This window comes from Microbispora bryophytorum (genome assembly GCF_006874465.1).
Lineage (GTDB): Bacteria > Actinomycetota > Actinomycetes > Streptosporangiales > Streptosporangiaceae > Microbispora > Microbispora bryophytorum.
In genome coordinates this window covers 311,934-329,501 of record NZ_VIRL01000002.1, presented here as the reverse complement: position 1 = coordinate 329,501, position 17,568 = coordinate 311,934, and the positions used below count along the sequence as shown (strand labels likewise).

Annotated in this window: 12 protein-coding genes; 5 read left to right on the top strand and 7 right to left on the bottom strand. The window is 73.4% G+C overall.

Annotation, left to right across the window (positions count from 1 at the left end; translation table 11 throughout):
- Positions 1-17: 17 nt before the first annotated feature.
- The gene (locus FLX07_RS05780) at positions 18-3,026 is read right to left on the bottom strand and encodes a bifunctional [glutamine synthetase] adenylyltransferase/[glutamine synthetase]-adenylyl-L-tyrosine phosphorylase (protein WP_229689628.1); all 3,009 of its coding nucleotides are present in this window, start codon (positions 3,024-3,026) and stop codon (positions 18-20) included.
- A 405-nt stretch (positions 3,027-3,431) separates the two neighbouring features.
- Between FLX07_RS05780 and FLX07_RS05775 the strand changes: the two genes are divergently transcribed.
- Complete coding sequence (locus FLX07_RS05775) at positions 3,432-4,289, top strand: alpha/beta hydrolase (protein ID WP_142568390.1); 858 nt, start codon at positions 3,432-3,434, stop codon at positions 4,287-4,289.
- A 15-nt stretch (positions 4,290-4,304) separates the two neighbouring features.
- Here FLX07_RS05775 and FLX07_RS05770 read toward each other — a convergent pair whose 3' ends face one another.
- From FLX07_RS05770 to FLX07_RS05760, 3 genes are all read right to left on the bottom strand, one after another.
- Positions 4,305-5,075: a hypothetical protein gene (locus FLX07_RS05770; RefSeq protein ID WP_142568389.1), complete on the bottom strand. Its 771-nt coding sequence runs from the start codon at positions 5,073-5,075 to the stop codon at positions 4,305-4,307.
- 161 nt (positions 5,076-5,236) lie between these two features.
- On the bottom strand, positions 5,237-6,598 hold the full coding sequence (gene glnA, locus FLX07_RS05765) for a type I glutamate--ammonia ligase (protein WP_139578245.1): 1,362 nt from the start codon (positions 6,596-6,598) through the stop codon (positions 5,237-5,239).
- A gap of 211 nt (positions 6,599-6,809) precedes the next feature.
- On the bottom strand, positions 6,810-7,772 hold the full coding sequence (locus FLX07_RS05760) for an ArsR/SmtB family transcription factor (protein WP_142568388.1): 963 nt from the start codon (positions 7,770-7,772) through the stop codon (positions 6,810-6,812).
- A gap of 73 nt (positions 7,773-7,845) precedes the next feature.
- Here FLX07_RS05760 and FLX07_RS05755 point away from each other — a divergent pair, with 73 nt between their 5' ends.
- The 3 genes from FLX07_RS05755 (at position 7,846) to FLX07_RS05745 (ending at position 12,494) form a co-directional block, all read left to right on the top strand.
- Positions 7,846-9,051: an MDR family MFS transporter gene (locus tag FLX07_RS05755; protein WP_208762093.1), complete on the top strand. Its 1,206-nt coding sequence runs from the start codon at positions 7,846-7,848 to the stop codon at positions 9,049-9,051.
- 183 nt (positions 9,052-9,234) lie between these two features.
- Entirely contained in the window at positions 9,235-10,713 is a 1,479-nt protein-coding gene (locus tag FLX07_RS38680; protein ID WP_142568387.1) for a BTAD domain-containing putative transcriptional regulator, read from the top strand.
- Positions 10,714-10,745: 32 nt separating this feature from the next.
- The gene (locus tag FLX07_RS05745; RefSeq protein WP_142568386.1) at positions 10,746-12,494 is read left to right on the top strand and encodes an NAD+ synthase; all 1,749 of its coding nucleotides are present in this window, start codon (positions 10,746-10,748) and stop codon (positions 12,492-12,494) included.
- On the opposite strand, the gene FLX07_RS05740 is transcribed toward FLX07_RS05745, so the two are convergent.
- Genes FLX07_RS05740 through FLX07_RS05730 form a run of 3 tightly spaced genes read right to left on the bottom strand, consistent with a single transcriptional unit; the run spans position 12,491 to position 15,776 of the window.
- The gene (locus FLX07_RS05740; protein ID WP_142568385.1) at positions 12,491-13,273 is read right to left on the bottom strand and encodes an ABC transporter permease subunit; all 783 of its coding nucleotides are present in this window, start codon (positions 13,271-13,273) and stop codon (positions 12,491-12,493) included. The two genes, FLX07_RS05745 and FLX07_RS05740, sit on opposite strands and share 4 nt — an antisense overlap.
- Positions 13,270-14,820 (bottom strand): DUF1349 domain-containing protein, encoded by a 1,551-nt coding sequence (locus tag FLX07_RS05735; RefSeq protein ID WP_142568384.1) that lies wholly within the window; start codon positions 14,818-14,820, stop codon positions 13,270-13,272. The genes FLX07_RS05740 and FLX07_RS05735 overlap by 4 nt, the downstream gene beginning before the upstream one ends.
- A gap of 17 nt (positions 14,821-14,837) precedes the next feature.
- Entirely contained in the window at positions 14,838-15,776 is a 939-nt protein-coding gene (locus FLX07_RS05730; protein ID WP_142568383.1) for an ABC transporter ATP-binding protein, read from the bottom strand.
- A gap of 136 nt (positions 15,777-15,912) precedes the next feature.
- Between FLX07_RS05730 and FLX07_RS05725 the strand changes: the two genes are divergently transcribed.
- Complete coding sequence (locus tag FLX07_RS05725; RefSeq protein ID WP_142568382.1) at positions 15,913-17,565, top strand: sensor histidine kinase; 1,653 nt, start codon at positions 15,913-15,915, stop codon at positions 17,563-17,565.
- Positions 17,566-17,568 lie beyond the last annotated feature (3 nt).

Below are 17,568 nucleotides of genomic sequence, written 5' to 3'. Positions count from 1 at the left end.
CCGGCCCAGGGCCCGGGTCAGCCCTCGTAGAAGACGCGCTCCACCACGGTCCTGGCCCGCCGGGTGGCGCGCCGGTAGTCCTCGACGAAGTCCTCGGTGCCCTCGGGCGGATAACCGAGCGCCCGCGCGAGCAGCACCCGCTCCTTGACGGGAGTGGGGATGCTGTCGGCCGCCCGGCCGCGCACCAGCATGAGGGCGTCGCGGATGCGCGAGGCGAACAGCCACGCCTGTGCGAGCACCTCCTCGTCGGCCGGGTCAAGCAGGCCCTCCCCCGCCGCGGCGCGCAGCGCGTCCAGAGTGCGCGTCGTACGCAGCACGGGCACGGCTCCCGCGTGCCGCAACTGGATGAGCTGGGCCACCCACTCCACGTCGCTCAGCCCGCCCCTGCCGAGCTTGGTGTGCAGCGCCGGGTCGGCCCCGCGCGGCAGCCGCTCGGCCTCCATGCGCGCCTTGAGCTTGCGGATCTCGCGTACGGCGTCGCCGGAGATGCCCTCGGCCGGATAGCGCAGCGGCTCCACGAGCGCGACGAACTCGCGGCCGAGTTCGGCGTCGCCGGCGCAGAACCGGGCCCGCAGCAGTGCCTGGGCCTCCCAGTGCGAGGCCCAGCGGTCGTAGTAGGCCCGGTAGGAGGCGATCGTGCGCACGAGCGGCCCCTGCCGCCCCTCCGGCCGCAGTCCCGCGTCGATCTGCAGCGGCGGGTCGGGGGCGGGAAGCGCGAGCAGCCTGCGCGTCTCCTCGGCCACCGCGTGGGCGGCGACGGCCGCGTCCCGCTCGACCGCTCCAGGCAGTGGCGCGTGCACGAACATGACATCGGCGTCGCTGGCGTAGGAGCTCTCCAGGCCACCCAGGCGGCCCATGGCGATCACGGCCATCCGCGTCGGGAACGGAGCCCGCCGCTCCAGGGTGACCTTGTTGATCGCCGTGTCCAGCGCCGCCTGGATCGTGATGTCGTTCAGCGACGAAAGGGCCTGGCCGACCTCCTCGATGTCGATCAGCCCCGACAGGTCGGCGCAGGCCGTACGGAACAGTTCCCTGCGGCGCAGCGCCCGGACGGCGGCGACGGCGGTCTCGGCGTCCTCCGCGTAGCGGCCCACCGCGGCGGCGGCCTCGGCGGCGAGCGTCGCGGCGGGCCGTACGGCCAGCTCGGTGGGCGAACCCAGCATCGCGACGGCCTCGGGGGCGTGCAGCAGCAGCCCGGTGACGTACTTGCTGGTGCCGAGCAGGCGGGCGAGGCGGTCGGCCGCGGCGGTCTCGTCGCGCAGCAGGCGCAGATACCACGGCGTGGTGCCGAGCTTGTCGCTCACCTGACGGAAGCCGAGCAGGCCGGCGTCGGGGTCGGGGGCGTCGGCGAACCAGCCGAGCATGACCGGCAGCAGCGTCCGCTGAATGGCCGCCCGGCGAGAGACACCGCTGGTGAGCGCGGCGATGTGACGCAGCGCGCCCTCGGGGTCGGCGTAGCCGAGCGCCTCCAGCCGCGCGGTGGCGGCGGCCGTGGACAGGCGGGCCTCGGTCTCCGGCAGCCGGGCGACGGCCTGCAGCAGCGGGCGATAGAACAGCTTCTCGTGGAGCCGCCGCACCTCCAGCGCGTGCCGCTTCCAGGTGGTGGTGAACTCCCCCACCGGGTCGGTCGTCATACCCAGCCCCCGGCCGAGCCGCCGCAGGTCGGCGGTGTCCGACGGCACCATGTGGGTGCGGCGCAGCCGGTGGAGCTGGAGCATGTGCTCGACCTGGCGCAGGAAGGTGTAGGCCTCGGCGAGCGCCTTGGCGTCGTCGCGCCCGACGTAGCCGCCCCTGGAGAGGGCGGCGAGGGCCGACAGCGTGGCCCTGCGGCGCAGCAGCGGGTCGGAGCGGCCGTGCACGAGCTGGAGGAGCTGGACGGCGAACTCGATGTCCCGCAGCCCGCCCGGCCCGAGCTTGATCTGCCGGTCGGCCTCGCCCGCGGGCACGTGCGCCTCCACCCGGCGGCGCATGGCCTGCACGTCCTCCACGAAGTGGGGCCGGGCGGCGGCCTGCCAGACCAGCTCGTTGACCGCTGCGACGTACTCCTGGCCGAGCTCCAGGTCGCCCGCGACCGGGCGCGCCTTGAGCAGCGCCTGGAACTCCCACGTCTTGGCCCACCTGCGGAAGTAGGCCAGGTGGCTTTCCATGCTGCGCACGAGCGGGCCCATCTTGCCCTCCGGGCGCAGGTTGGCGTCCACCTCCCACAGCGCGCCCTCGGGGGTGCTCGCCGAGCAGGCCCGCATCATGCCCTGCGCGAGGCGTGTGGCGGTCTGCAGCGCCTTGGTCTCGTCCACGCCTTCCTTGGGCTCGGCCACGAAGACGACGTCGACGTCGGAGATGTAGTTCAGCTCGCGGGCCCCGCACTTGCCCATGCCGATGACGGCCAGCCGCACGTCGCCCGCGTCGGCCACCTCGGCCCTGGCGATGGCCAGGGCGGCCTCCAGCGCGGCCGAGGCGAGGTCGGCCAGCGCGGCGGCGGCCTCGGCGAGGGTGCACTCGCCGGTCACGTCGCGTGTGGCCAGGTGCAGCAGGCGGTTGCGGTAGGCGACGCGCAGCGCCTCCATCGCCGGTCCTGACGTGCCCGGCCCGGCGGCGACCCCCTCCGTCGCCGGCTCGGCCACGGGTTCGGCCGCGTCGGGGTCCGCCCCGACCGCGACCAGCATCTCCTCACGCAGGTCGCCCAGCGTGGGCCACCGCGGCGACCGGATCGACGGCAGGCACTCCGGGTGCCGTACGACGTGCTCGCCGAGCGCGGCGCTGAGCCCGAACACGCCGAGCACCCTGCGGCGCAGGTCCGGGTCGTCGCGGAACGCCCCGAGCACGCTCGCGTCCCGCTCCACCAGGCGGCTCAGCGTGGTGAGCGCCAGATCCGGGTCGGCGGCCCTGACGATGTCGTCGAGCAGCGCGAAGTCGCCGACCGCCTCGGGGCCGAGCTCGTCGAGCAGCCGTTCGGCCCGCGCACCGTCGGCGAATCCGAGCGCCGCCAGGCGCCCTGCCGTCGTCTGTATCCGAGGCGCGGCGTTCACCGTTCCTTCCTCCACTCCGACGTCGATCACGTCGGCCCCCCCGAGACGAACCTTCCCAGTAACCGTACACATGGGTCGGAAGCCTCCTCACAGAGATCGGCCCCCTGCCGCGGAGCCGACCTTGGATGTCACCGCCCGGCACCTGCCGGGCTCAGCGCACACGCTAACCCTCCGCGATGTGCGCGTCCTTAGCGGTTTCTCTGCGTAATCGGCCCATCACTGGTTTTCTCCGCGCGCCCCTCCACCCATGCCGGCCCACGCAGGCCCGCGCCGGCTCCTGTCGGCGCCGGGCGAGCTGGGCCGCGAACGCCTCGGCCCGCTCGGGCGGCGGTTCCCCGCCGCCGGGCCAGGAGAACATAACGGGACAGTCGAGACCCGAGAGGGCCGTACCGTACAGTCCGCACCATGAACATCGATGAGGTCGCCGTCCCCGGCGGACGGCTGCGGATCGCGCGGTTCGGCGGCGGTCCGCGCCTGATCATCGCGGCGCACGGCATCACCGCCTCCCTCATGGCGTGGCGGGCGGTGGCCGAGGCGCTGCCGCCCGGCTGGTCACTGGTCGCCGCGGACCTGCGCGGGCGCGGCCACAGCGCCGACCTGCCCGGCCCGTACGGCCTGGACCGGCACGCCGAGGACCTGGAACGAGTCGCCGAGCACGTGGGCGCGGACGGCACCAGCGTGCTCACCGGGCACTCGATGGGCGCCTACGTCGCGGCGCTCCACGGCGCGCACCGGCGCTATGCCCGGGTGGTGCTCGTGGACGGCGGCCTGCCACTGCCGCTGCCGCCCGGCGCCGACCCCGACGAGGTGCTGGAGGCGACGCTCGGGCCGGCCGTCGCCCGGCTCTCCCGGACCTATCCGAGCGTGGACGCCTATCTCGACTTCTTCCGCGCTCATCCCGCGCTCGCCGACGACTGGTCGCCGCTCATCGAGGAGTACGTCCGCTACGACGCCACCGGGCCGGACGGCGCCGTCCGCTCACGCGCCCGCGAGGACGCCGTGCGGCAGGACGGCCGCTGGCTGCTCACCGAGCACGAGGCTATCGGGGCGGCGCTGAAGGCCGTCGAACCGGCGCCGCTCCTGCTCCGCGCGCCGCGAGGGCTGCTGAACCAGGACGTCGGAATGCTCCCGGACGACCTCACCGCGCGGTGGGCGGCGGAACTGCCCAGCCTGCGCGACGAGGTCGTGCCGGACTGCAACCACTACACGATTTTGTTCGCTCCCCGCTGCGCCGCGGTCGTGGCCGCCCGCCTCACCGGATAACCGCGGCAGGGCGGGTCACCCGCGGGGCAGGATCCACGTCGCCTTGGCCGCGGCGACGAGCGCGCCGTCCACCTCGTAGACCGCGCTCGTGCCGAACAGCTTGCGGCCGTCGCGGCCTTCCGCCCGGGCCACGACCGAGTATCGGCCCATCGGGTAGACCCGGCGGAACACCTGCCCGGTCAGCCGCCCGAGCAGCGGGGGCTGGATGGGCCGCCGGTCCGGGAAGCTGCGGTAGTGCGCCCATCCGGTGGCACAGTCCAGCGCCGCCCAGATGATCGAGTCGGGGACCACGCCGTGCTCGTCGGTCACGTTGAACGGCACCCGCCAGCCGGCGGCCACGAGCTCGGCGCCGTCCACCGGATTGCCCACCGTGTTGTCCACCGGGCCGGGGAAGATGCGCAGTCCGTCGCCCGGCTCGCGCAGCCCGCAGGCGAAGCAGCCCGCGATCGCGTGGCCGTGCCTGCCGGGGAAACCGGCCTCCGCGCGGGCCGCGTCGGTGAACCGCACGAACGGCGGCGGCGCCAGCGTCTCGGCGACGGGAATCGCCTCGACGAGGTGGTCGTCGCCCTGGCTGAGGACGACGGCGTTGCCGACGTGCTCGACCGGCAGCTCGCTCTCCAGCGGGACCGGTCTGCGAAGGGTGACCTCCACCGGCGAGTCGTGACCGCCCCCCGTCAGCGTTCCCGCGAGGGTCCCCGCGATCCAGCCGCCGTTGGCGGTGCCCTCGGGCCCCCGGAAACGCTTCGGTACCGTCAGAACGGTCTGCAGCCCCGCAGCCGCCGTCATATAGCCCACGCCCTCCCTGAGTCACGTCTTGATACGGCTCACCCGCAAAAGTCGTAACAAGTGAACCGATTTTACTGTTCCGGCGTACGGATCAGATAAACAGACGGGAGTGTCAGAAGAATTTGCAGGCTGTTAAGCCCCGGTGACGGAGCGGGCGTCGGTCAGAGCACGGGCAGGTAGCGGCCGAGCTCGTACTCGGTCACCTGGCGGCGGTAGTCCTGCCACTCCGCGCGCTTGTTGCGCAGGAAGTAGTCGAAGACGTGCTCGCCCAGCGTCTCGGCGACCAGCTCGCTGTGCTCCATCGCCGCGATCGCCTCGTCCAGCGACTGGGGCAGCGGCTGGATGCCGAGCGCCCGCCGCTCCGCGCTGGTCAGCGCCCACACGTCGTCCTCGGCGCCCGGCGGCATCTCGTACCCCTCCTCGATGCCCTTCAGCCCGGCGGCCAGGATGACGGCGAAGGCGAGGTAGGGGTTGCAGGAGGAGTCGACCGACCGGAACTCGATGCGGGTCGAGCCGCCCTTGTGCGGCTTGTACATGGGCACGCGCACGAGCGCGGAGCGGTTGTTGTGCCCCCAGCAGATGTACGCCGGAGCCTCGCCGCCGGCCCCGGCGATCGCCTCGGCGCCGCCCCACAGCCGCTTGTAGGAGTTGACCCACTGGTTGCAGACGGCGGTGATCTCCGCCGCGTGCCTGAGCAGGCCGCCGATGAACGATCGGCCGATCTTGGAGAGCTGGTAGTCGGCGCCGGGCTCGTAGAAGGCGTTGCGGTCGCCCTCGAACAGCGACATGTGCGTGTGCATGCCGGACCCGGGATAGTCCGTGAACGGCTTGGGCATGAACGAGGCCCACACGCCCTGCTCCAGCGCCACCTCCTTCATGACCAGCCGGAACGTCATGATGTTGTCGGCCGTGGTCAGCGCGTCGGCGTAGCGGAGATCGATCTCCTGCTGGCCCGGCGCGCCCTCGTGGTGGCTGAACTCCACCGAGATGCCCATCGACTCCAGCATCATGATCGCGTTGCGGCGGAAGTCGTGGCCCGCGCTGTGCGGAGTGTGGTCGAAGTAGCCGCCCTCGTCGATGGGCTGGGGCCTGTCGCCCTTCTCCGGCCGGTTGCGCAGCAGGAAGAACTCCACCTCGGGGTGGGTGTAGAACGTGAAGCCCATGTCGGCCGCCTTGGCCAGCGTCCGCTTGAGCACGAAGCGCGGGTCGGCGTGCGACGGCGAGCCGTCCGGCATCAGGATGTCGCAGAACATGCGGGCGGCGCCCGGCGACTCGCTGCGCCACGGCAGGATCTGGAACGTCGACGGGTCGGGCTTGGCCAGCATGTCCGACTCGTAGACCCGCGAGAAGCCCTCGATCGCCGAGCCGTCGAAGCCGATGCCCTCGGCGAAGGCGCCCTCAAGCTCGGCGGGCGCGATCGCCACCGACTTCAGGAACCCGAGCACGTCGGTGAACCACAGCCGGATGAACCGGATGTCTCGCTCTTCGAGCGTGCGGAGGACGAATTCCTGCTGGCGGTCCAAGGCGTACCTCACGGAGTTACAGGTCTGGTCGCGTACCAGTCTGCCTCCTGAGTGTTTCACAGGGGTTACAAGGGAGTGTGAGCCGGCTGTCCTGGAGATCACCACGGACCCGGGACCGCGACGGCGCCCGGAGAAACGGGCGGAGACACGCGCGGGTCACGGGCGGACAGACGGGCGGGCAGACGGGCGGAGACCACCCGGCCCGGCGTGATCAGCTGACGGCGGCGAGCGACTCGCCGACGGGTGTCCGCCGGTAGAGCACCTCGCGGCCGAGCCGCCGCCGCGCCACCAGGCCCGCGTCGGACAGCACGGCGAGGTGCTGGCTGACCGCGCCCGGCGTGAGGCCGAGCCGCCGGGCGAGCGCGGTGGTCGAGCCGGGCTCGGCCAGAGCGGTGAGCACCTGCGCCCGGGTGCGGCCGATGAGGGCGGCCAGCGCCTCGGGCGTGCAGGGCGCGCCGTCCGACCACAGCGTCCCCACGCCCCGCGCCGGGTAGCACAGCATCGGCCGGTACGGCTCGTACATCACCCAGACGTCCGGCCAGGAGAAGGCGCTCGGCACGAGGACGAGGCCGTCCCCGCCGAGGTCGCCGTCATAGTCACAGCTCTTGGCCGCGACGAGCCGGTCGCCGTGCCAGGCGACCCCCGGGTGCAGGTCGGCGAACAGCTCGCGCACTCCCCCGGCCGCCAGCGTGCGGGCCCGCCACATGACGTCGGCCTCCAGCAGCGCGCGGATCCCCGGCCAGAACTCCTCGAACGCGACCGCCCAGTAGGCCCGCAGCTGGTCGGCCACCCTCCGCACGCCCTCCGCCGGGTCGTCGGCGAACCGCCGCAGCGCCGCGGTGTCGGGCGTCTGCACCCACACGATCTCCTCGTACGCCGTGGCGGGCGGCGTGGCCCGCACCCGCTCCAGCTCGGCGGCGAAGTCCGGCAGCGGGGTGCCGGGCGGCGGGGTGAGGAAGTCGGGGATGTAGCCGTTCACCGGGACCAGCGCGAACAGATCCCGCAGATCCGCCTCGCGCAGGCGCGGCCGTACGGCCCGCAGCCACGGCAGGTGCAGCGAGTGGCGGCCCGGGGCGCGCAGCACCCGGAGGCTGGCCACCAGCTCCCACATGGGGGAGAACGCGAAGCGCAGCCGCGCGACGTCGTCCGGTGTGAACCGCCACTCCACCGCCACGGCCGTCCCCCCATGTTTCAGCCAGGGCTAAAAGATTGGCACGGGGCGTCCTCGTTGTCCAAGGCTGGACGCCGTGACCACTGTGATCAGCAGGACCGGCTTCATCCAGTCGAAGGTCGGCGGCCTGCCCCGTCCCTTCTGGGTGCTGTTCGGCGGATCGTTCGTCAACCGGCTCGGCACGATGGTGGAGCCGTTCATCGGCATCTATCTCACGCAGGCGCGCGGCGTCTCCCTCGCCACCACCGGGCTGGTCATGACGATGTTCGGCGTGGGATCGCTGCTGTCGCAGCCGGTCGCCGGATGGCTGGCCGACCGCCTCGGGCGCCGGGTCACGCTCACGGGCGGCATGGTCGCCACGGCCGTCACCATGATCGCGCTCGGTTACACGACCAGCGTGGCGGGGCTCGTCGTGGGCATGCTCGTGCTGGGCATCGTGGTGGACGCCTACCGGCCGGCGTCGCAGGCGATCGTCGCCGACCTGGTGCCTCCGGAGGACCGGCCCCGGGCGTTCGGGCTGCTGTTCTGGGCCATCAACCTCGGCTTCTCGGTCGCGATGGTGGCCGGCGGCTGGCTCGCCCGCTCGGGCTTCACCGTGCTGTTCTGGGTGGACGCCGTCACCTGCCTGGTCTTCGGCCTCCTCGTGTGGCGGGCGATCCCGGAGACCCGCCCGGCCCGCGAGGACGCGCAGCCCGGCCGCTTCGCCGACGTGCTGCGCGACCGCCTCATGCTGGCCTTCGTGCTGGGCAACCTGGCCTACTCGCTGGTCTACCTGCAGGCGTACACCACGCTGCCGCTCGCCATGACCGGCCAGGGGCTGCCCACGAGCGCGTACGGCATCGCGATGGCGGTCAACGGCCTGCTGATCGTGGTCGTTCAGCCGCTCACGAACGCGTGGCTGGCCAGGTTCGACCCGTCCAGGGTGCTCGCGTCCGGGTTCGCGCTCGTCGGGCTCGGGTTCGCGCTGACCTCGCTGGTCTCGTCCGCGGCCGGGCACGCCGCGACCGTGGCCGTCTGGACGCTCGGCGAGGTGCTCACCGCCGGGATCCCGGGGGCGATCGTCGCCGCGCTCGCACCGCCCCACCTGCGGGGACGCTACTCGGGCCTGTACGGCCTGTCCTGGTCGGCCGGATCCCTGCTCGCGCCCCTGGTGGGCACCCGGCTGCTGGCCGCCGCCCCCGGGCTGATGTGGCCCCTGCTCGGCGGCCTCGGCCTGCTCGCGGCCGCGGGCCAGCTCCTCATCGGCCGCGCCGTCCGCCGCCGCTCCGCACTGGCGACGTAGGTCCGCGTTCCCCCGCCTGGGGAGACCGGGACGTGATCCACTTCAGGAATCCTCTACGGCAGGGTGGGCGATCCGGCGCTGCTCGCCGGGAATCATGGCGGTTCGCGCCCGCCCCGCCTCGTGACCCAACCGAGAGGCGCTCGGCACGTCCGGGAAGGACACTGCCTCTACGCTTACCGTGCGATGGTGACTTTTCGTGCTCTTGGGCCGTTCGGGGCGATTTCCAACGGGGAGACGCTCGACCTGGGCGGCCAGCGGCAACAGGCCGTGCTCGCCCGGTTGCTCGTGGCCGGAGGGCGCGCCGTACCGGTGAGCGTGCTGATCGACGAGCTGTGGCCCGGCGAGCCGCCCGCCCAGGCGTTGTCCACGATCCAGGGGTACGTCTCCCGGCTGCGCCGGGCGCTCGAACCGAACCGCGCGCCGCGCGAGGAGGCCGGCGTCCTGGTGTCGGCGCCGCCCGGCTACGCCCTGCGGGCGGCCGTCCAGGACGTGGACTCCTGGCACTTCGAGCACCTGGTCAAGAGCGACCACGAGGGCCCGGCCGTGACGCTGGAGCGGATGGAGACGGCCCTCGCCCTGTGGCGCGGGCCCGCACTCGCCGGCTTCCAGGAGCTGGCCTGGGCGCAGACCGAGGCCACGCGGCTGGACGGGCTTCGCCTGCTCGCCGTGGAGCGCCGCGCGGACGCCGCGCTGCGGCTGGGCCGTACCGGTCCGGTGATCCCCGACCTGGAGGCGCACGCGTCGGCACACCCGCTGCGGGAGGAGGCCTGGCGGTTGCTGGCGCTCGCGCTCTACCGCGCCGGGCGGCAGGGTGACGCGCTCGGCGCGCTGCGCCGGGCCCGCGAGACGCTGCGCGACGAACTCGGGCTCGACCTCGGCCCCGCCCTGCAGCGGCTGGAGCAGGACATTCTCGTGCAGTCCGAGCATCTGGACGTCCCCGATCCCGCCGCCCCCGATCGTGCCGCCGGCGGGCCGTCCGGGCCGGGAGGGGCGGTCCTGCGCGTGCTGATCGCCGACGACCAGGCACTGGTGCGCACCGGTCTCAAGGTCATCCTCGACAGCGAGCCGGGGCTCGAACTCGTCGGCGAGGCGGAGAACGGCGAGCAGGCGATCGCGCTCGTCCAGTCGGCGCGGCCCGACGTGGTGCTCATGGACATCCAGATGCCGCGACTGGACGGCCTGGCGGCGGCCCGGCGGATCCTCGCCGGGGAGGCGCCACCGAGGGTGATCATGATGACCACCTTCGGCACCGACGCGAACCTCTACGCCGCGCTGCGGGCGGGAGTGAGCGGCTTCGTGCTGAAGACCTCCGCACCCGAGCAGCTCATCGCGGCGGTCCGCGCGGCCGTCGCGGGCGACGCGCTGCTCGACCCCGCGGTCACCACACACCTGATCGCGGCCTTCGCCGGGCGGCGCGACCCGGCGGCGCCGGAAGGCCTGTCCGACTCCGACATCGACCTGATCAAGCTCGTCGCCCGGGGTCTCACCAACCGGCAGATCGCGATGACGCTCGCCGTGCCGGAGCAGGAGGTCGCCGACGAGGTCACGGCGCTGCTGCGCGGCCTCGGCCTGGTCGACCGCGCCCAGCTCGTGGTCCTGGCGTACGAAAGAGGGCTGGTCAGCCCCGGGTCGCCCGACACCCGACCCTTATCGTCGCTTTGACGACAACGAATCGGACACTTTAGGGTGGGACCGTGGCTCAACTGCGTATCGCTCTCGCCCAGACCAATCCGGTCGTCGGTGACATCGCCGGCAACGCCGACATGCTCGTCGAGTGGACCCGCAGGGCCGCCGAGCGCGGCGCGCACCTCGTGGTGTTCCCCGAGATGTTCCTGACCGGCTACCCCGCCGAGGACCTGGTGCTCCGGTCGTCGTTCGCGGAGGCGTCGGTCACGGCGCTGTCGAAGGCGGCCACGCGGCTCGCCGACGAGGGCCTCGGCGACCTCCCCGTCGTGGTGGGCTACCTCGACCGGGCCGACCTCGCCCCGCGCGTGGGACAGCCCAAGGGCGCCCCGCTCGACGCGGTCGCGCTGCTCCACGAGGGCCAGGTGGTGACGAAGTCGGCCAAGCACCACCTGCCGAACTACGGGGTGTTCGACGAGTACCGCTACTTCGTGCGCGGCGACCGCCTGCCGATCTTCCGCCTGCACGGCGTGGACGTCGCCGTGGCCGTGTGCGAGGACCTGTGGCAGGACGGCGGTCCCGTCTCGGTGGTCGCCGAGGCCGGCGCCGGCCTGCTCGTCGTCCCCAACGGCTCGCCGTACGAGACGAACAAGGACGACGTGCGGCTGGAGCTGTGCGCGCGGCGAGCCCGCGAGGCGGGCTGCGCGCTCGCGTACGTGAACATGGTCGGCGGTCAGGACGAACTGGTCTTCGACGGCGACTCGCTCATCGTGGACGCCTCCGGGGAACTGGTCGCCCGCGCGCCGCAGTTCGAGGAGGACCTGCTCGTCACCGACCTGGAGCTCCCGGAGGGCGCGGGCGAGCTGGGCGAGTCGCGCCATGAGGCGCACGACGGCACGGTCATCACGGTCGAGCGGGTGCTGCTGTCGGCCGCGCCGGTCGAGCCGTACGAGCCGGAGGCGCCGGTCGTCGCCGGGCGGCTGGACGACCTGGCCGAGATCTACCACGCGCTCGTGCTCGGCGTGCGCGACTACGTGCGCAAGAACGGCTTCCGCTCGGTCATCCTCGGTCTGTCCGGCGGCATCGACTCCGCCCTCGTCGCCACGATCGCCGCCGACGCCGTCGGGGCAGAGCGGGTCCACGTGGTGCTGATGCCCTCGCGTTACTCCTCGGACCACTCCATCACCGACGCGGAGGAACTGGTGCGCCGCCAGGGGATCAACTCTCAGATGGTGCCGATCGCCGACATCGTCGCGGGGTTCGAGAAGGAGATCGAGCTGCACGGCCTGGCGGCCGAGAACCTGCAGGCACGCGTGCGCGGCATGCTGCTGATGAGCCTGTCGAACGAGCACGGCCACCTGGTGCTGACCACCGGCAACAAGAGCGAGCTGGCCACCGGCTACTCCACGCTGTACGGCGACTCGGCGGGCGGGTTCGCCCCGATCAAGGACGTGCTCAAGAGCGTGGTCTGGAAGCTCGCGGAGTGGCGCAACGCCCAGCCGGGACAGCCCCCGATCCCGGAGAACTCGATCACCAAGGAGCCGAGCGCGGAGCTGCGGCCCGACCAGCGCGACACCGACTCGCTCCCGCCGTACGAGGTGCTCGACCGGCTGCTGCGCGACTACGTCGAGCGGGACATGGGCCGCGACGAGCTGGTCGCGGCCGGTCACGACCCCGAGCTGGTTACACAGATCATCCGGCTGGTGGACCTGGCCGAGTACAAGCGCCGTCAGTACCCGCCGGGTCCGAAGATCACGCCCAAGAACTTCGGCCGCGACCGCCGCCTGCCCATCACCACCCGGTGGCGCGAGCGCCTCTAGGCCCGCACGTCGCGCGTGCGGACCAGCAACCAGGCGCCGAGCAACGCCGCGGCGGCCCAGGCGGCCGCCACGCCGAGGCCCTCCCACGGGCCGAGCGGAAGGTCGTCCAGGTGCGTGGTCGTCTGGACCGCGAGCCCGGCGTTCGCCGGCGTGGCCTGCCAGAGCAGCCGCCGCCAGCCCGGGTCGGCGACCATGCGCGGGATGAGCGGCAGCACGTACAGCACGCCGCACACCACGCCGGCCGCGGTCGCGGAGTCCCGCACGGCGGTGGCGGCGCCGAGGCTGAACAGGGCGATCAGCGCGAGGTAGAGCACCGTGCCGGCCGCCGCGCCCAGCGTCGGGCCGTCGGCCAGGGACGGCGGCGGGTGGCCGCCGGCGGCCGTGAACCCGTTGCCCGGCAGGATGAGCCGCGCCGCCAGCACGGACGCGAGCACCGCGACCGTCCCGGCGGCCAGCGTCAGGCCGGTGAGGACGGCGGCCTTCGCGGCCAGAACCCGGCCCCGGCGCGGCATCGCCGCGAACGTCGTCGCGATCATGCCGGTGCCGTACTCGCCGGTGACCGCGAACACGGCCAGGACGGCCACGGCCGCCTGGCCCGCCTGGATCCCGGCGAGGCCGAGCCGGGGGACGTCCTGGTCGCAGCCCCCCGCCGTACAGGAGACGGTCGCGGCCACGGCGGCGCTCGCGGCGGCGCTGAGCACGACGACGGCCGACAGTAGCCACGCCGTGCCCGGTGCGGTGCGCGCCTTGGTCCACTCCGCGCGAAGCTCGCGTCTCACGCGTCCCCCTTGCGGATGCGTACGGCGGCCAGTACGGCGGCGAGTGCGGCATAGCCGCAGAGCACGGCGAGCCCGGCGAGGGGCGGCAGCGGATAGTAGCCGCCCTGGGGGCTGTAGTAGCCGAGCACCTGGGCGTACTCCGGAACGCTCTGCTGCACCGCGAACCCGGCCGCCGGAGTGAGCCGCAGCAGCCACCGCGCCACGCTCAGGGGCAGAACGGATGCGGTCGCGAGGATGTGCGGCACCACGACCAGCCCGGCCACCACGGTGACCGCTGCCGCGCCCCGGCGCACCAGTGCGCCGCAGGCGAGGGCGAGGACCGCGACGGCGGCCGTCAGTGCCGCGACACCGGCCACGACCCGCAGCTCGGTGAACGTGCTCACCGGGAGGACGGCGTTGCCGTTCGCCCGCAGGACGCGTGCGCCGAGGGGAACGGTGAGGGCGGCGGCGGTCAGGCCGGCGGCGAAGGCCACCGCGCCGACGACCACGGCCTTGGCCGCGAAGGCCCGGCCCCGCCGTGGTGCCGCCAGCGCAGTGGTGCGGAACAGGCCCCGCCGGTGTTCCGCGCTGACGAACAGCACCGCCACGACGATCACCGCGACCAGCCCGGCGACCAGGCCGGAGAGCGTGCTCTCGACCCGCACGCCGTCTACGCTCGGCGCGACGTCGCCTACCCCGGTGATCGCGAACGCTCCGCCGGACTCGGTGAACCGGCCCGGGTGGTGGGGCGTCCTGCCGTCGGCCTCGTACGCCACGCCGACGTCGTCATGGCTCCACGTGCCGCCCGCCCGGCCCTCCACCCGGACCTGGTCGAGGACGGCGGTCGCCTCGGTGAACCGGACCTGGACGGAGGCGCCGCCCAGATCCCCTCTGCTCACCGTCAGGTCGCCCGGGGATGCCACGAACATGCCGGCCTCCACCGTGGCCGGCAGATGGGCCGGACGGGCCGTGCCGACCACGGTCCACCGCCTGCCGTCCACCGACTCGTAGCCGGTCAAGGTGCCGCCCGACCGAGTCAGCCGCAGCCAGCGCGGCGACCCCGGCGAGACGCCGCCTGACCCGCCCGCGACGTCCTCGGTGAAGTCGTGCTGCATCCGCACCCCGTGCCGGGCGGTGACCATCACCGCGGCGTACGACGCGCCCTCCCGGACGCCGTCCTTGACCATGATCCCGGCCTTCGCCCACGGCACGACTCCTGCCACGACGTTGCGCACCCCCGGGCTGGCGTCGGGAAGCCGGATCTGCCCGGTCATGGAGTCCACCCGCACGGTGATCGAGCCGTCGCCGTCCAACCGGCGGTGGACAAAGAAGAAGCGGTCGCTCACGGCCTCACCGCCCGGCCCGGTCGTGAGCGTGCAGGCGGTCTCGACGCCGCCCATGCCGCAGGAGGCGTGGCTGCCCGCCGCGGACAGCAGCCCCAGCGCCACGACGAGCACCACGGCGAGGGTCATACCGGCCACCCAGCCGCGTACGGTCCTGAACTTGGTCCATTCAGCACGGACCAGGTGCGGAAAGCCGTCGCGCCCGCCCGTCGTGGGGTCTGTCATGGCCGTCGAGGGGTCCGTCATGAGGTCGCCGTCCCGTCTCGCGGGGTCGTGGCGCGGAACTCGACCGCGTCCCTGGTCAGCTCCATGTACGCCTCCTCCAGCGACGCCCGGTGCGCGGCCACCTCCGAGAACGGCACGTCGTTCGCACCGAGCAGGGCGACGATCCGCCCGGCCTCCAGCCCCGAGACGGTGAGCGTGTCGCGGTCCTGGACGGCCACCGTGGCGCCGGCGCGGGCCAGGGCCTCCATCGCCTCCGTACGCGCGGTCGTGCGCAGCGTGACCCGCCCGTCGGAGGCGGCGGCGATCAGGTCGGCGACGCTCGTGTCTTCTACAACCCGCCCCCGGCCCGCCACCACGAGGTGGTCGGCCATGTCCTGCATCTCGCTCATCAGGTGGCTGGACACCAGCACCGCGCGTCCCTCGGCGGCCAGTGACCGCAGCAGGCCGCGGATCCACACGACGCCCTCCGGGTCGAGGCCGTTGACCGGCTCGTCCAGCAGGAGGACGGGCGGATCCCCGAGCAGCGCGGCGGCGATGCCGAGACGCTGCCGCATGCCGAGCGAGAACCCGCCCGCCCTGCGCCGCGCCACGGCCCCCAGCCCGACCTGCTCGATCACCTCGTCGACCCGCCGCGCGCCCAGCCCCTGGGAGTGGGCCAGCCACAGCAGGTGGTTGCGCGCCGTACGGGACGGCTGCAACGCGGCGGCGTCCAGCAGGGCGCCGACCTGGCACAGAGGAGCCCGCAGGCTCCGGTACGGCCGGCCGCCGATCAGCGCGGAGCCCTCGTCGGCCGCGTCGAGGCCGAGGATCACCCGCATCGTGGTGGACTTGCCCGCGCCGTTGGGCCCGACGAAACCGGTGACCCGGCCCGGGAGCACGGTGAAGGACATCCCGTCCAGCGCCACGGTGCGGCCGTAGCGCTTGCGCAGTCCGATTACTTCGATGGCCGCTCGCATGCCCGGCAGGTTAGGCGGCGGCGGGAACGCGCGGCGTCACGGTGGGGAGCGATCTTCGCTCTCCCCGACGTGAGGGACCTTCCATCCCTCCTGTGAGGGATGTCCGGAAAGGGAATGCCTGGGACAATCTCCTCCCGTGGAGCGCGCGGACGACCGGAGAGACAGACAGGGGTGGACGCTTCGCGCGCGGACACCTGCCTTCCGGGCCTCGTACGCGCCCGTCGCGCTGGGAGTGCTCGCCGCCCTGCTCGCGCTGGCCGAAGCGGTCGCGCACGCCCGCGGCGCGACCGCGCCGCCCTTGTTCGGGCACGGCGTGAGCACACCGGTGGGCATGGCATCGAGCGCTCCGGGCATCCCAATGGGCACAGGTACCGGCACGGGCACGGGCACCGCGCTCACGCCGCTCACCGGCCCGGGGGGCGATCCCGCCGGAGCCTCGCTGCGTCTGGTCGCGTTCGGCCTGCTCGCCCTGGCCACCACGGTGCCGGTCGTGTTCCTGCGGACCCAGCCCGCCACCGCCGCCGTGGCCGTCGGCGTCGCGGGCCTGCTGTCGTTCACGGCCTTCCGGACGCTCACCATCGCAGGCGCGGCCATCGTGGTGGTCTGCCTCTACCGGCTCGGTCTCACCGGAGCGCGGTGGCTCGGCCCCTTACTCGCCGTACCGTACGTCGTGGCGGCGCTGCTCGGCCTGCCCGGCTGGACCCCACCCCGAGGGGTGGAGATGCTCGTTCCCGCTGAGGGCGAGACGCGCGTCCTCGTCCTGCTGCTTGCGTGCATCGCCCCGGCGGCGGCCCTGGCCGGAGTCGCCCGGCGGGCCAGAGGTGAGGCCGCGGACAACCTGGCCGCCCGGCAGGTCATCGCCGGCACCCTGCTGGAACACACCGCGCGCGGCGAGCGGGCGCGCATCGCCCGGGAACTGCACGACGTGGTCGCCCACCACATCTCCATGGTCGCCGTACAGGCGGAGACGGCCCGTGTCGCCGTACCGGGCATGCCGTCCGCCGGGGCGGAGCGGCTGCGGGCGATCGGCGACACCGCCCGTGCGGCGCTGACCGAGATGCGGCGCCTGCTCGGCGTGCTCCGCGAGGACGACAGGAAACGGGCTGCGGATCTGCGCCCGCAGCCCGGCCTGCGGCTGGCCGAGCTGAACGCGCTGCTCGACGAGGCGCGCGACGCCGCGGGAACAGCCGTGCGCCTCGTTCTCAGCGGTTACCCGGCCGTGCTCGATCCCGGCGTCGAGCTCGCCGCCTACCGAATCATCCAGGAGGCGCTCACCAACGCCCGGCGGCACGCGCCGGGCGCCGCCGTCGACGTGGAGCTGCACTACACCCGCGACGCTCTGCGGCTTCGCGTACGGGACAACGGCCCCGGCGTTCCGCTCTCCTCCGGCACGACGACCGGCACCTGCGGGTCCGACGACATGGGCATTCCGGGCGGCGCCGTCGTGCCCGGCGGAGCCGGCCCATCCAGAGACGCGCGCGTGCACGACGGCATGACCGATCGCGCGTTCACCGAACACGAATCGGCCGAACACGGATTACCCGGCCACGGATTGGCCGGGATGCGGGAACGGGCCGCCGCCGTCGGCGGCGAACTCCGCATCGGCTCCGCGGCCGGCGGCGGATTCATCGTGGAGGCGCGCCTCCCCCGCCTCCCGGGTGCCGAGGGTTCCCCGGCTTGCGGCGCCCCTGGCAGTCCTGCGCACCCTGACAGTCCTGCGTACCCTGATGGTCCTGCCTGCCGTGGTGGCCCTGTCGCACCCGCCTCCCCTGAGGGAGGGCACCCGTGACCG